The sequence below is a fragment of the Flavobacterium ginsengisoli genome (genome assembly GCF_029625315.1).
Taxonomy (GTDB): Bacteria; Bacteroidota; Bacteroidia; order Flavobacteriales; family Flavobacteriaceae; genus Flavobacterium; species Flavobacterium ginsengisoli.
In genome coordinates, this window is sequence record NZ_CP121110.1 from 4506334 (window position 1) to 4520349 (window position 14016).

The following is a 14016-nucleotide window of genomic DNA, read 5'->3' on the forward strand; positions in this document are numbered from 1 at the left end:
CAATTTTTATTAAATTTAATCATAAAAAAATTAAAATCACAAAAAAAATCGTTAAACCGCATAAAAAAACCTCCCATATGGAAGGTTTTAATTATATTATAAGTTTAGAGAACTTTCTTACTTAGTTCACTGCACCTTCTAATTCAGCTCCAGCTTTGAATTTTACAACGTTTTTAGTCGCGATTTTGATAGTTTTTCCTGTTTGAGGGTTTCTACCGTCTCTAGCAGCTCTTGAAGATACTGACCATGATCCGAAACCTACTAATGAAACTCTTCCACCTTTTTTCAAAGTAGTTCCTACATTACCTAAAAAAGACTCTAAAGCTAATTTCGTCGCAGCTTTTGTAATTCCTGCATCAGCAGCGATAGCATCGATTAATTCTGATTTGTTCATAATAATTAGTTATTAATTGTTGGTTAAAAAAAATTGTTAATACACAAATTTAGTAGGAAATCCGTTGCGTGCAAGTGTTTTCTTTATTTTTAGCAAAAATTGTTAATAACTTGCTTTTTTTGTTCATAAAGAATGTTGTTCATCGATAAAAAGTAGGTACAAACCCCTGTTTTACTGACCTTAATACACTTTTGCAGACTCAGAAAAACTCACTCCATTTAATAATTCTGAAGCAAGCATTCTCTTTTTTCCTGGAAATTGTAGACTTAATAACTGAATAAAGCCATCTTTTATTGCAATCTTGATTTCTTTTTTAGTGCTAATTAGCTTTCCAATCTCATAAGAGTGTGATTCTGAGGCTAATTTGGCTTCATAAATTTTGATGTTTAATTCTTCATTTTGGTCTTTCAAAAAGCACCAAGAAGCGGGATAAGGACTTAAACCCCGAATTAAGTTGTTGATTTCTGTCCCAGATTTGGTCCAATCAATTTTGCAGTTTTCTTTATTTAGTTTGTAAGCCGTTTTAATATCGTCATTATCTTCTTGAATTGTTGTGGTAACATTTCTGTTTTCAATAACCTTTAAAGTATCAATTACAGTTGTGCTTCCTAATTCCATTAAACGATCATGCAATTGTCCTGCCGTTTCTTCTGGTTCAATATTGATTTCGGAATTTAAAATCATTGCACCAGTATCAATTTTATCATCTATAAAAAAAGTAGTAACTCCAGTTTTAGTTTCACCGTTAATAATTGCCCAGTTAATTGGAGCGGCTCCACGATAATTTGGAAGCAATGAAGCATGAAGATTAAAAGTTCCTAAGCTTGGCATTTCCCAAACCACTTTTGGTAGCATTCTAAAAGCAACTACGATTTGTAAATTAGCATTTAACGCTTTTAATTCTGCTAAGAAACTTTCATCTTTTAAATTGGTTGGCTGTAATAAAGTAAGATTGTTTGCAAGCGCATATTCTTTTACTGCAGAATATTTTATTTTTTGTCCGCGACCTGCTGGTTTATCTGCAGCAGTAATTACGCCCACGACTTCGTAGTTATTTTTGATAATGGTATCCAAAATGCCAACAGCAAATTCTGGCGTTCCCATAAATATAATTCTCAATTTCTCCATTATGATTTTAAAGTGTATTTATTATTCGCTTGTATAATGATATGATTATTTTCGAGTAATTCCTGAAGAACCGATAGAATATCTTTGCTATTCATTTTTATCTGGTTTTCAATTTCTCTCGAAGTCAGCGAAGCGTTTTTCAATAGAGATAAAATCCTATCTGCAATCGAATCGGCTTCGGTAATTTTTCCTTTTAGTGTAATGCAGTACGAACAAATGCCGCAATTTTCTCTGGTTTCTTCTCCAAAATAGTTTAAAACCAATCTGTTTTTGCAGGTTTTATTGTCTTTTATATAATGTAAAACAGACAAAAGCTGTTCTTTTTTAACTTCATTTTGTTTTTCTAAATACTTTGAAACCCTATTTATAGTAAGGTCGTCTTCACGGACTTCATTAAATAAAATGGTAGCGTCGTTGTTTTTAGATTTGTATTCTATAATTTCTTTTTCTTTCAGTTTTTCTAAAACCGCAATAATTTGTTCTTCAGACCGATTTGATTTTTTTGCAATTAATCCTAAATTCAAATTAGCTTTTACATCGTAAATGCCTGGATAAGTTCTTAAAATTGCCAAAATAATTTCTTCATCATTCGGATTCAAGCTCATATATCGAATCACTTCTTTAGACTCAATCAAAAATTGTACGCTAATTTTTTCTGAAAATTCCTGAGACATTGTAATAATTCCTTGCTGGCTCAAAAACTGCAAAGCATTGTATGTTTTGAGAGTAGGGAATTCGTATTTATTGCAAAAATGATTCAATTTGAACGAGAAAGTTTCGTCTAAACCTTCTCCGTATGCAATCTGAAAATAATTGCAGAGTTTGATGTACATCGTTTTTAAAAACTTCTTATCAGGAAGAATATTTATAAACTGCTGTTCGGTCTGGATCATGTCTGAATTATTGTAAAGCAAGACCGAAAAAGCTTTTTCGCCATTTCGTCCAGCCCTGCCAGACTCTTGATAATAATTTTCTATATTTTCTGGAAGCTGTGTATGAATAACAGTTTTAACATTGTCTTTGTCAATTCCCATTCCAAAAGCATTTGTTGCCACAATAACCTGAGCTTGTTGTGACATCCATAATTGCATGTTTTTGTCTTTTTCTTTAGCCGAAAGACCACCGTGATAATAAGTCGAAGTGAATCCTAAAGATTGCAATTGAGAAGACATGTTTAAACACGCTTTACGATTTCGTACATATATAATAGAAGGCTGCGGATTTTTTTAAGAATTTGTTCAGTTCTATAAAGTTTATCTTCAACTTCAAAAACCATATAAGCAATGTTTTTTCGCTCAAACGATTGTTGAAAATGTCTTGGATTTTTTAATTCTAATTGTGTTCTGATATCTTCAATAACTCTCGGAGTTGCCGTTGCTGTTAAAGCCAAAAAAGGAATTTTCGGAAAGTGTTTTTTAAGTTCTGAAATTTTAAGATAAGCAGGTCTAAAATCATGACCCCATTGCGAAACACAGTGCGCTTCGTCAATAGCAATTAAATTTATGGGTAAATTTTTAATACGCTCCAAAATCCAGTCCGATTGTAATCTTTCTGGAGATAGATATAAGAATTTGTAATTTCCGTATTGGCAATTGTCTAGAAGATCGATCAATTCTTCGGTATGAATTCCGCCTGTAAGAGCAATTGCTTTAATGTCTCTTTTTTGCAGATTAGCAACCTGATCTTTCATTAAAGCAATTAAAGGAGAAATAACAAGACAGATTCCTTCCTGCATCATGGCGGGAACCTGAAAACAAATCGATTTTCCGCCGCCCGTAGGAAGTACGGCAAAAGTATCCTGTCCTTCAAGAACAGAGTCAATAATTTCTTTTTGCAACGGTCTAAAACTGTCGTGTTTCCAGTATTTTAGAAGAATATCCTGCGCTCCGAGCATTGCTTTAGTTTTAAAGTTAAAAATTTAGAAAAACAGTTTCTAGTTTTACAACTTTAAACCATACCGCTAAATTTTGTCTAAGATATAAAGAATTCTGTTTTCAACCGTATCTTTAGGAACTTCAATCAGTTCGTAACCGTATTTTTTATAGGTTTCAATAAGATGATCTTGAATTTTTACTGCCTGATCAAAATTTTCATAACGTTCAGAATCACTTTGGTAAATCTCTTCCCAAGGCGGTAAAATAAAGGTTTTAGAATATTTGAAATCTTCGCAAGCTTTTGTAAAGTGCTCCGGATATTCATCGCCAATATAATCCATATAAGCTACAACATCTGGAATTCCTCTATCAATAAAAACTACATTATCAGGTTCTTCAAGAGCATTTTTATATTGTTCAATACGACCTTCCAATAACATTTCGCTAAACAAAAGAGGTTGTTCTAGAAACAACTGTTCAATGCCTTGTTCTTGCGCTTTCATGGTAACCTGTCTAGAGATTTCAGGATAGCGACAAAAGCCACGAGCTACCAATTCGTTAATAAGTGTTGATTTTCCAGTACCAGGTCCGCCAAGCAAGACTATAATTTCTTTTTGCACTATTCTAAAAATAAAGCGCAAATTTACCTAAACTTATTTATAATTAAAAAGAATATTTGCTTGAAGCGAAAGATTTAGCATTTTTAGCAGTCATGGGTTCCTGCTGTCCGCTGCAATCTTTTGCTTTTTAAAGGAAAAAGCAAAAGGATTTCCGCTTCCATCAGGGCTAAAAAGGAGAGATGGTTTTATTTTTGGAATTATTTTTTTTGCAAACACTATCTCCTGCCAGATTTTCACAACTTTGAAGGAATTGAAATTTTAAAGAAGGAAATATTAAATAATTATAGTTCCTCTATAATAAAAAGTTAATTGTGAGTTTTCAATAAAATCAGCTAAAGAAGTTTCTGTACTAGCTTTTTTATTTTCTAATTCGAAGTAGCATTCAGTTGGGTTTACCATTCCTTTACGATAACGCCAAAAAACGAATCGTTTAGTTTGGGGATTCGGATTTAATCTTTTAAGTTCATGAAAATTGCTTATTCGTATAGAATCTGTTTTATTAAAATTGTAAATCATTTTTTCATCTTTTGTCATTTTACTCAATTCCTCTTTAGTTTTTAAAATTGAAGTTGAATTTTCTGTAATGATGTTTGGGTAAAAAACACCTTTAGTGAAAATGGATATATAATCATTATTTACATTAGTAAGAATTAATGTTTTTTCATCAAATTGAATAGAATTTTCATTTAAAATTAAAATCTTTCCTTTAAATCTTTCAAAATATTTTCTCGAATATTTTTTTTCAAATACCTCTTTAGAAAATTGATAGCGCAGGCTGCTCAGATCATCATTTTGGGCTATGGTTTTTCCAAATGATAATAGAAATAAAGATATATTTAGTACTGTTTTTAATTTCATAAATAAAGATTTTAAATAAAAAAATTACTCACAGAACGAATATTTCCCAGCGCTTTTTCCATTTTTTGAAGGCATAATCAAATGCGATTCAAATTTCTTCCCTTTCAAAACATCATTCACAAAATCCAAAACATACTGCTGTCCTTCATGAAAAAGATAACCCGAGAATTCATGTCCGCCACCGCAGAAAGTAATTAGTTCAATATCTTTATGTAAATCGTTCATTTGATTGTAGACTGCATAAGAGCCAAAAAGAATCAGCCAGCCAGAAGCATTTGTCGGGCAAGAACGATGTGAACCTGCAGCGTACGGAACTGTATCATCATTGCTTCCATGAGCCAACAACATCGGAATTGCTTTTTCTTTTGTAATCAGATTAATATCCTGAATCGCTCCTGAGCCTCCAATGAAACCTTTGTATTTAAAGTTTTCTGGGAGATTTTTTTGTATAAATTCATTAATTTATAATCCCAAAACGAAGCATGGAAACCAATTTCGGCTCCTGCACTTATTCCGGAAATAAAGATTTTTGAAGTATCAAGATTGTATTTGTCTGCATTTTCAATTAAGAAAGCCGTTGCTTGCCACATATCGCTCACGCCAATTTGTATTGCTTTTATTTTTTCGGTTAAAGTTCCTTTACAGCCAAAATCTTTTCCTTTCATGTATAGACTGTACGAAATGCTTGCAACTGCATAACCATTTTTAGCCATGAATAAACCAAAATTTTTTTCGCTAGTGCGTTCTCCGCCAGAAAATCCTCCACCAAAAGCAAACATAATTAACGGGATTTTTTCGCCAGCTTTTTTCTTTGGCAGATATAAATCTAAATCAAGTTTTAAAGTGTCGTTTTGGAAATAAGTCAGTGTTTTGATTTCTTGTGCTTGAATCGAATTTAAGGTAAGAACGATAAAAAGTAAAAGGAGTTTTTTCATTGTAATGTGTTTTTAATCTCGCAAAGTCACAGAGACGCAAAGTTTTTCCACAATATTGTCATTTCGACGAAGGAGAAATCTCCACGAGAAGCTCTACAAAGGTTGGCGAAATACCGTGAGGAGTTACTTACGGAGATTTCTCCTTCGTCGAAATGACAAACAGTACGTTGTATGAGTCCTTCTGATAAACTTTTTGAGAAATATTTTAAGGATTATTTTCTCAAATATAAGCGTAAATTTTACAAAGAAATAATCTTCGATTGCATTTTTCTCTGCACCTTTGCGCCTTTGTAACTTTGTCCCTTTAAAACAAAGTTTTAAGTACAGAAAAAATCTAAAATCGAAACTCAAAAATCTAAATTCAAAAACCGTATATTTGCGTTTATTTTTAATTACGAATGGAGAACGATAAAGAAAAAAACACCGCCGAATTTTACGAAAGATTAAAAGTAGAACTTGATAACGCAAACACTTGGCCAGCAGAATATTTGTATAAGTTTATTGTGCCTTCTGTAGGTGATAATGTAGAGCGTGTTGAAAAAGCTTTTGATAGAATGGGAGCGGTTATTAAAACAACAAAATCTAAAACAGGTAAATTTACCAGTGTTTCTGTAGATGTTACGATGCACAGCTCAGACGATGTGATTAGTAAATACAAAGAAGTTTCTACAATAGAAGGTATAGTTTCATTATAAACTTATGATCGAAAAATATAAAAGAGAAGCCGCAAGTGACGTTGTGTATAATTTGGAATACAATTCTGAAAGACAACGTTTAATTATCCCAGAATATGGGCGTCATTTACAAAAATTGATCGATCAGGCAACTGCAATCGAAGATGATGAAACGCGCAATAAAGCCGCGAAATATATCATTCAGGTTATGGGAAGCCTAAATCCGCATTTGCGTGACGTACCAGATTTTCAGCATAAACTTTGGGATCAGCTTTTTATCATGTCTGATTTCAAACTGAATGTAGAATCGCCATACCCAATTCCGTCTCGCGATGTATTGCAGTTAAAACCTGAAACTTTGCAATATCCGCAGAACTTTCCAAAATATAGATTTTATGGCAATAACATCAAATATATGATTGAAGTTGCTAATAAATGGGAAGAAGGCGAAATGAAAAATGCGCTGATAATGGTAATTGCCAATCACATGAAAAAGTCGTTTTTGAGCTGGAACAAAGACACAGTAAAAGACGATGTGATTTTTGAGCATTTGTATGAATTATCTGGCGGTAAAATTAATTTATTACACAGTACAGAAGAATTGTTGAATACAACAGATTTAATGCGCACTAATAAACGCATGTCCAATAAAACAGCTTCTGGAACACAGCCAAAAATGCAGAATAACAAAAACAATAACAAAGGCGGTCAAAAAAAGACATTTCAAAAAAACAATAATCAAAAGTAAGAAAAAGCGACTAAGAGGCTAAGCTCCTAAGTTGCTAAGTTTTTTTTACTTAGATGCTTAAAAAATAAACAAAAACAAAAATAAAAAAAGGCGCTAAGTCTGCTAAGCTACTAAGTTGCTGAGTTTTTTTACTTAGAATCTCAGAATCTTAGAAACTTTGAAAGAACCTAAACAAAATCTATGGGAATTTTTAAAATCGAAGGAGGAACTCCTTTAAAAGGAGAAATCACTCCGCAAGGAGCAAAGAATGAGGCATTACAAATTTTATGTGCCGTGCTTCTAACAGGAGAGAAAGTAAAAATTAATAACATTCCTGATATTATAGACATCAATAAATTAATCACTTTGTTGGGGAATTTAGGGGTAAAAATTCAACGTAACGAACCAGGTTCAATTACTTTTCAAGCTGATGAAGTTAACGTTGGATATTTAGAAACTGAAGCTTTCAAGAAAGAAGGAGGAGCGCTTCGTGGTTCTATTATGATTGTTGGCCCTCTTTTGGCTCGTTTCGGAAAAGGATATATTCCAAAACCAGGTGGAGATAAAATCGGTCGCCGTAGATTAGATACTCACTTTGAAGGTTTTATTAACCTTGGAGCAAAATTTAGATATAACAGAGAAGATCATTTTTATGGAGTAGAAACTCCAAAAGAAGGTCTTAAAGGAACAGATATGCTTTTGGATGAAGCGTCTGTAACTGGAACTGCAAATATTGTAATGGTCGCAGTTTTAGCAAAAGGAACAACTACAGTTTACAATGCAGCTTGCGAACCATACTTACAGCAATTGTGTAAAATGCTGAACTCTATGGGAGCTAAAATCACTGGAGTTGGATCTAACTTATTGACTATCGAAGGTGTTGAAAGTCTTGGAGGTTGTGAGCATAGAATTCTTCCAGATATGATCGAAATTGGTTCTTGGATTGGTCTTGCGACTATGACAAAAAGCGAAATTACGATCAAAAATGTAAGTTGGGAAAACTTAGGTTTGATTCCAAATACGTTTAGAAAACTAGGAATTACAGTTGAGAAACGTAATGACGATATTTATATTCCTGCTCACAAAGATGGATATGAGGTAAAAACCGATATCGATGGTTCTATTTTGACAATTGCAGATGCACCTTGGCCAGGATTTACGCCTGACTTATTAAGTATCGTTTTGGTTGTAGCAACGCAAGCAAAAGGAGATGTTTTAATTCACCAAAAAATGTTCGAAAGCCGTTTGTTCTTTGTAGACAAATTAATCGATATGGGAGCAAAAATCATGTTATGTGATCCGCACAGAGCTGTGGTTATGGGACATAATTTCGAATCTCAATTAAAAGCAACTACAATGTCTTCTCCTGATATTCGTGCGGGAATCTCATTGTTGATTGCTGCGCTTTCTGCAAAAGGAACTAGTACAATTCAAAATATCGAACAAATCGATCGTGGATACGAGCGTATCGACGAACGTTTGAGAGCAATTGGAGCTAAAATCGTGAGAGCTTAAAAGTTTATAGCCACGGATTACAAAAATTGCACTAATTTTTATTTTTGAAATTTAATTTTGCGATTTTAATTTTTAAAAATTAGTAAAATAAAACACAAAGCTAATCTTCGTGTAATTTGTGTAATTCGTGGCTAAAAAAAATAGTCTAAATGACAAACGAACAAAAAGCTATAAAAGCTACTATTTTTAGTATAATAGGAAATACCTGCCTGGCCATTATAAAAGGTCTCGCAGGTTTTTTTGGCAATTCTTATGCCTTGATTGCCGATGCAATAGAATCAACGACAGATATATTTTCGTCTTTTTTGGTACTTTTTGGAATCAAATATTCGAATAAACCAGCAGATGAAAATCATCCTTATGGACACGGTCGTGCAGAACCTTTAATAACATTTTTAGTTGTTGGTTTCCTAATTACTTCAGCAACAATTATTGGATATGAAAGTATTGCCAATATTGGAAGTGATCATGATTTGCCAAAATCTTGGACGCTTTATGTTTTGGGAGCTATCATAATCTGGAAAGAGTATTCATTCCGTTTGGTTATGAAGCGAAGCAAGCAAACCAATAGTACCTCTCTTGCTGCTGATGCTTGGCATCATCGTAGTGATGCTATAACCTCTGTTGCGGCGTTTATCGGAATTTCGATTGCGCTGATTATGGGAAAAGGTTATGAATCTGCAGATGATTGGGCGACGCTTTTTGCGACTTTTTTTATTCTCTATAATAGTTATAAAATCTTTAGACCTGCGCTTGGTGAAATTATGGACGAAAATCTTCATGAAGATTTAGTTGAAGAAATTCGTGTAAAAGCTTTATTGGTTCCAGGAATTCTTGGAACAGAAAAATGTTTTATTCGTAAAGCAGGAATGAAATACCACGTAGATCTTCACGCAATTGTTTCTGCAAAAATTTCAGTAAAAGAAGGACATGATTTAGCACACGAATTAAAAGACACTTTGAGAAAAGAAATCCCAGAACTTGGGCACGTTTTAATACATGTTGAGCCAGATGATTATTCTTAAGATACTAAGGTTCTGAGGTGCTAAGATTCTGAGCTTTTCCTTTGTTAAAGTTCTAAAGTTTGACAAAGTTTAATTTAAAATCCGCTTAATTTATGATCTGCTTGAAACCAGATTTTAAATTAAGCTTTTTTTTAAGATTGAAAATCTTTGCTCAGTCTTCTCCTGAAGTCTGTAGATTGCTCAGCCTGAAAAAAATGCTGTCAAGTATTAAAAGAAAAACTTAGAAGCTTAGCATCTAAGAATCTTAAAACCTTTTTTAATCTAACGCATTTAAAATCTTCAATCCAAATACAACGCCATTTTGTTGGATGCCACCTTGGTAAGAATGAACATAATCGATTCTGAATAATTTGAATTTTCCGAAACCTAAATTGTCTAAACCAATTGTAAATTCAGAATATGGTTTTTTGTCTGGAATTGCCAAAGCATGAAATCCGATATTCATAGTTGATTTTAAAAGATTCAATAACGGAATTTTATTCATAATAAAGCCCGTATCATTGTATTCGGTATGCATTTCAAAATAACTATCGTTTGTGCTGTTAGAATAATACGGCATCATGTTGAAAACATTTAGATAGCGTTCACTTGTTCCAATATGAGTTTGGTTTCCGTTAAAATGTCTGTAATCAATAAACGAAATATTCTCAGCATTGAAGAATTTTCCTCCTCTAAAATTGGTTCCTAAAAGACCTTTATTACCAAGCGATAAATCATATTGAACGGAAGCTCCAATTCGTTCATATTCGTACTTTTTTTCGCTTGCCGCAAAGGTTTTTTCGAATGCTAAATAAACCGTCGGATATCTATCGTCTTTAAAATTAAATCTTCCGTCAGGTCTTGAAATATATTTGTTTCCAAAATTGATCTTCGTTGTCAGAAGCGCTTTAAACAAATGATGCTGATCAAAAGCTGGAGTTGTAAAATCGTTTGGCGCTAACGGATTATTTGAGGAGTAAATATCATCTTTTTTAAAGAATGAATAGTCGGTTGTATTCAAAAGCGGTTTTCGCTGCTCGTAACCAATTTTTCCAGTAAGATTTATTCCATTAGCAATATCTTGTCCGTAATTAATTTCAGCAAATTCTAAGTTATAAAGCTTCATGTAGTTGTCTTTAAAAAATAGAGAGCTTATAGAATTAATAAATTTTGAAATTGGTTCGGCACTATTAAATTGAGCAGTTTTTGTTCCTCCAGAACCCCAAATTGTAGCATAATTAATAGTGTTGAATCGATGACTGAATTCTCCAATTGCGCGAAAACGTTCGTCAGAAAATCCATAATTAAAAGTAGTACTTATCGAAGTGCTTTTTCCTTCTTCTTCATTCCATTTTTTAAAAGAGAAGCCAGAATCCAAATTAAAACCTTGAACAGTATTGAAACTTAATGAAGAAATATTCAATAAGCCTTTATAGTCAAAAGAATATTTCTTAAAAGTGTTTTTATAATCGTAACCCATTAAAATATCCCAAACCTTGAATTTGTTGTTTTTTGCATCAATAGAATCGGTATATTTTTTTGATTTTCTAATAGTCTGCAAACTGTCTTTTTTTGCATAATCACTGCTTTCTTCAATCGTTAACGGAATGGGACGAATTTCATTCCAGAAAGCATCATCTTTTTTATTGGCATTTAGATCAAAAGCTACGAGCTCGTTTCCAAAAGTTTTCTTTTCAAATGAGGCAGGAAATTCATAATTAGAATAAACATAATTGAAATTTCCAGAGAACTTTACACCAAAAATTCCAGCATTAAAAGAAAGTGTCTGTGCATTTTTTGACCAGATTTTATTTTTGGTGTTGTAGCTGAAACTCTGTTTTAAAGTCATTATTTCTGTAAATTCATTTTTCATTCGATACCCTTTGATGTCTAAATCAATGGCATAAATGGCAAAACTATCATCTACAATATAAATGTATCCTTCAAAAACAGGTTCTTTATCTCGTTTCGGAATGACTTTGATTTTATAAATCTGCTGATTGTTGTCGTCGTAAAAAGTGCTTTCTAATTTGTATTTGTAATAATTGAAAGCATTGTCAGCGATAGGTGAGATGAGTTTTACATCAAAATCTAAAGTGTTGTCATAAAAGTCGTAATTTGACAATGTTGCTGTATTATAACTATAACCACGATTGTTTCCAGAAACTTTAGAAGCAATAATGTTTTCTTTAAACTTGTTTGGTTTTTCAAGGCTAACTTTAGATATCGTTTCAGATAAATATAAGATTCCAGTTCCCGTAGAATCTAAATTTGAAGCCATATCATCGCCAAGTTCTACTTTTTTGCCCAGTATTTTTTTGGGAAGATCTTTTACTTTAAACATTCCTTTTGAATAAAAATCGGCTGTATATCTTTCAGTTTTATCCGAGTTTTCTTTTTTATGAGCTATTGCATTTTTTATGATGGCATTTGCTGGATTGTTTTTAGGATCGATAATTACTTCATTTAAAGCAAAACTTTCTTCTTGGAGCTGAATGTCTAAAGTAACGGTTTTGCTTCCGGCAGCGACGGCTATTTTTTGAGTTTTGAATCCTAAATATTGAAAAGTAATTTTGTTTTTTCCAATTTCTTTTACATTAAGCTGATATTTTCCCTGCTCATTTGAAGTGGTTCCTGCATAAGTGTTTTCTTCAAAAACGGATACAAAAGGAAGCGGATTTCCTTTGTCATCTGTTATAGTTCCTTTAATTTGTGAAAAGGTGGTAATAGAAAAAAATAAGAAGGAAAATAAAGTAAAGTTTCTCATGTAGTATGGCTTGTCTTACAAAAATATAATAAGTTAAATCTGAGCTTATTAATAATTTGTTAAATTCTAAGACATTAGATGAGATAACATATCAAGTTGAACGAAGTTGAAATTCTTTAGTTTTTGGTAATTCCAACTTCGTGCAATAAAATTGTTTTTTATAGAAAGGACTGAATAGCCAATTCGTAACTTTTAAGTCCGAAACCTAAAATAACACCTTTTGCATTTCCAGATAAATAAGATTGGTGTCTGAAACTTTCTCTAGCATAAGTATTAGAAATATGCACTTCGATTACAGGAGTTGTAACGGCTTTCATAGCATCTCCTAAACCAATAGAAGTATGTGTATAAGCACCTGCATTCAAAATGATTCCGTCAAAAGTAAAACCGCATTCTTGAATTTTTCCAATTAGTTCTCCTTCAATATTACTTTGATAATAGGAAAGTTCAATATTTGGAAATTTTTGTTTCAACGTTTCAAAATAATCTTCGAAAGTTTGGCTTCCATAAACTTCAGGTTCTCTTTTTCCTAAAAGATTCAAATTTGGTCCGTTGATAATGCAGATTTTCATAAAGTAATTTGTTTTTTAATTAAGCGATGTGAATGTATTTTACATTTTTACAAATGACATTTCACATATAAGTGTAAAAATAAAAAAAACCGCACTAATAAATAGAGCGGTTTTTGTAAAAGTATGTGATATATTTTTAGAACATGTATCCAGCTGAAAGTTGGAATACAGAGTTTTTAAAATCAGCTTCTTTTGAAATTTCTGTCAAACCAATACCATAACGAGCTTGAACGAAAAGACCTCCAACAACTTTTAATCCTAAACCTGCGTTAAGAGAAAAGTCAAATGTTTTTGGATCTGCAACATCAAATTCTTTTTTATTGCTAACAAGGAATGATGCCTGTGGGCCAAGTTCTAAACTAAGAGATTTAGTCATATAGATTTTTGCCATTACTGGAATAGCAATATATCCCATTTCATTTTTAAATTCTGAAACAGCATTTTTATAAGTTGCTCCTTGAGTAGTATATAAAAGTTCTGGCTGAATTGAGAATTTTTCTAATAATTTAAGTTCTGCTACAAGACCTGCGTGGTAACTTGTAATTCCTTCTTTGTCAACAGAAATTCCATTAAAGTCAGAACCTCCAGTTTGATTAGCAAAGTTAACCCCTGCTTTTACCCCGATTTGTACAAATTGTGCGTTTACTGCCGCTGATGTTGCGATAAACATAACAGTCGCTAAAAATATTTTCTTCATAAAAAGGTTTTTAAAAATTGGTATTTTAAATGTTATTTATAGATCAAAACTACATATTTAGCATTTTATTGCATTATATTTTCGATTAAATAATTAATAAAATTCCCACCGAAAAGTAAATTTTAAGGTTTTAAAGCCGTTTATAATCTTTTACTAATCTGAAAATCAGCTCTTTTTTTGGTAATTTTTTTCTGTCTTATTTTAATACTTTTTAAGCTTGTTGTGGAGTTTATTTTGTAAGTGTAATCTTA

Annotated in this window: 13 protein-coding genes and 1 pseudogene; 4 read left to right on the forward strand and 10 right to left on the reverse strand. The window is 32.3% G+C overall.

The window, feature by feature from the left end; translation table 11 throughout:
* Window positions 1-121 precede the first annotated feature (121 nt).
* The 7 genes and pseudogenes from P5P87_RS21365 to P5P87_RS21395 form a co-directional block, all read right to left on the reverse strand.
* Window positions 122-394 (reverse strand): HU family DNA-binding protein, encoded by a 273-nt coding sequence (locus tag P5P87_RS21365; protein ID WP_278020551.1) that lies wholly within the window; start codon window positions 392-394, stop codon window positions 122-124.
* Between the two features lie 180 nt (window positions 395-574).
* A complete protein-coding gene (gene fmt / locus P5P87_RS21370) occupies window positions 575-1522 on the reverse strand; it encodes a methionyl-tRNA formyltransferase (RefSeq protein ID WP_278020552.1) in 948 nt (315 codons plus the stop codon).
* Window positions 1522-3416 (reverse strand): annotated as a pseudogene (locus tag P5P87_RS21375) (RecQ family ATP-dependent DNA helicase). Before P5P87_RS21375 ends, fmt begins: the two are co-directional and overlap by 1 nt.
* Before the next feature lie 66 nt (window positions 3417-3482).
* Complete coding sequence (locus P5P87_RS21380) at window positions 3483-4016, reverse strand: AAA family ATPase (protein ID WP_278020553.1); 534 nt, start codon at window positions 4014-4016, stop codon at window positions 3483-3485.
* A gap of 273 nt (window positions 4017-4289) precedes the next feature.
* Complete coding sequence (locus P5P87_RS21385) at window positions 4290-4874, reverse strand: hypothetical protein (RefSeq protein WP_278020554.1); 585 nt, start codon at window positions 4872-4874, stop codon at window positions 4290-4292.
* A 24-nt stretch (window positions 4875-4898) separates the two neighbouring features.
* Entirely contained in the window at window positions 4899-5222 is a 324-nt protein-coding gene (locus P5P87_RS21390; protein WP_278020555.1) for an alpha/beta hydrolase family protein, read from the reverse strand.
* Window positions 5223-5245: 23 nt separating this feature from the next.
* Window positions 5246-5809 carry a carboxylesterase family protein gene (locus tag P5P87_RS21395; protein ID WP_278020556.1) on the reverse strand — a complete coding sequence of 188 codons (564 nt, stop codon included), beginning with the start codon at window positions 5807-5809 and terminating at the stop codon, window positions 5246-5248.
* A 398-nt stretch (window positions 5810-6207) separates the two neighbouring features.
* Between P5P87_RS21395 and P5P87_RS21400 the strand changes: the two genes are divergently transcribed.
* The 4 genes from P5P87_RS21400 (at window position 6208) to P5P87_RS21415 (ending at window position 9750) form a co-directional block, all read left to right on the forward strand.
* On the forward strand, window positions 6208-6504 hold the full coding sequence (locus tag P5P87_RS21400) for a DUF493 family protein (protein ID WP_111285800.1): 297 nt from the start codon (window positions 6208-6210) through the stop codon (window positions 6502-6504).
* A 4-nt stretch (window positions 6505-6508) separates the two neighbouring features.
* Window positions 6509-7231, forward strand: coding sequence for a DUF4290 domain-containing protein (locus P5P87_RS21405; protein ID WP_278020557.1), 723 nt, complete (start codon window positions 6509-6511; stop codon window positions 7229-7231).
* 180 nt (window positions 7232-7411) lie between these two features.
* The gene (gene murA / locus P5P87_RS21410) at window positions 7412-8725 is read left to right on the forward strand and encodes a UDP-N-acetylglucosamine 1-carboxyvinyltransferase (RefSeq protein ID WP_278020558.1); all 1314 of its coding nucleotides are present in this window, start codon (window positions 7412-7414) and stop codon (window positions 8723-8725) included.
* Window positions 8726-8874: 149 nt separating this feature from the next.
* The gene (locus P5P87_RS21415) at window positions 8875-9750 is read left to right on the forward strand and encodes a cation diffusion facilitator family transporter (protein ID WP_278020559.1); all 876 of its coding nucleotides are present in this window, start codon (window positions 8875-8877) and stop codon (window positions 9748-9750) included.
* A gap of 256 nt (window positions 9751-10006) precedes the next feature.
* Here P5P87_RS21415 and P5P87_RS21420 read toward each other — a convergent pair whose 3' ends face one another.
* From P5P87_RS21420 to P5P87_RS21430, 3 genes are all read right to left on the reverse strand, one after another.
* The gene (locus P5P87_RS21420) at window positions 10007-12496 is read right to left on the reverse strand and encodes a DUF5686 and carboxypeptidase regulatory-like domain-containing protein (RefSeq protein WP_278020560.1); all 2490 of its coding nucleotides are present in this window, start codon (window positions 12494-12496) and stop codon (window positions 10007-10009) included.
* 158 nt (window positions 12497-12654) lie between these two features.
* Window positions 12655-13068, reverse strand: coding sequence for a type II 3-dehydroquinate dehydratase (aroQ, locus tag P5P87_RS21425; RefSeq protein WP_198858214.1), 414 nt, complete (start codon window positions 13066-13068; stop codon window positions 12655-12657).
* A 136-nt stretch (window positions 13069-13204) separates the two neighbouring features.
* Window positions 13205-13765: a porin family protein gene (locus tag P5P87_RS21430; RefSeq protein ID WP_278020561.1), complete on the reverse strand. Its 561-nt coding sequence runs from the start codon at window positions 13763-13765 to the stop codon at window positions 13205-13207.
* Window positions 13766-14016: the final 251 nt, after the last annotated feature.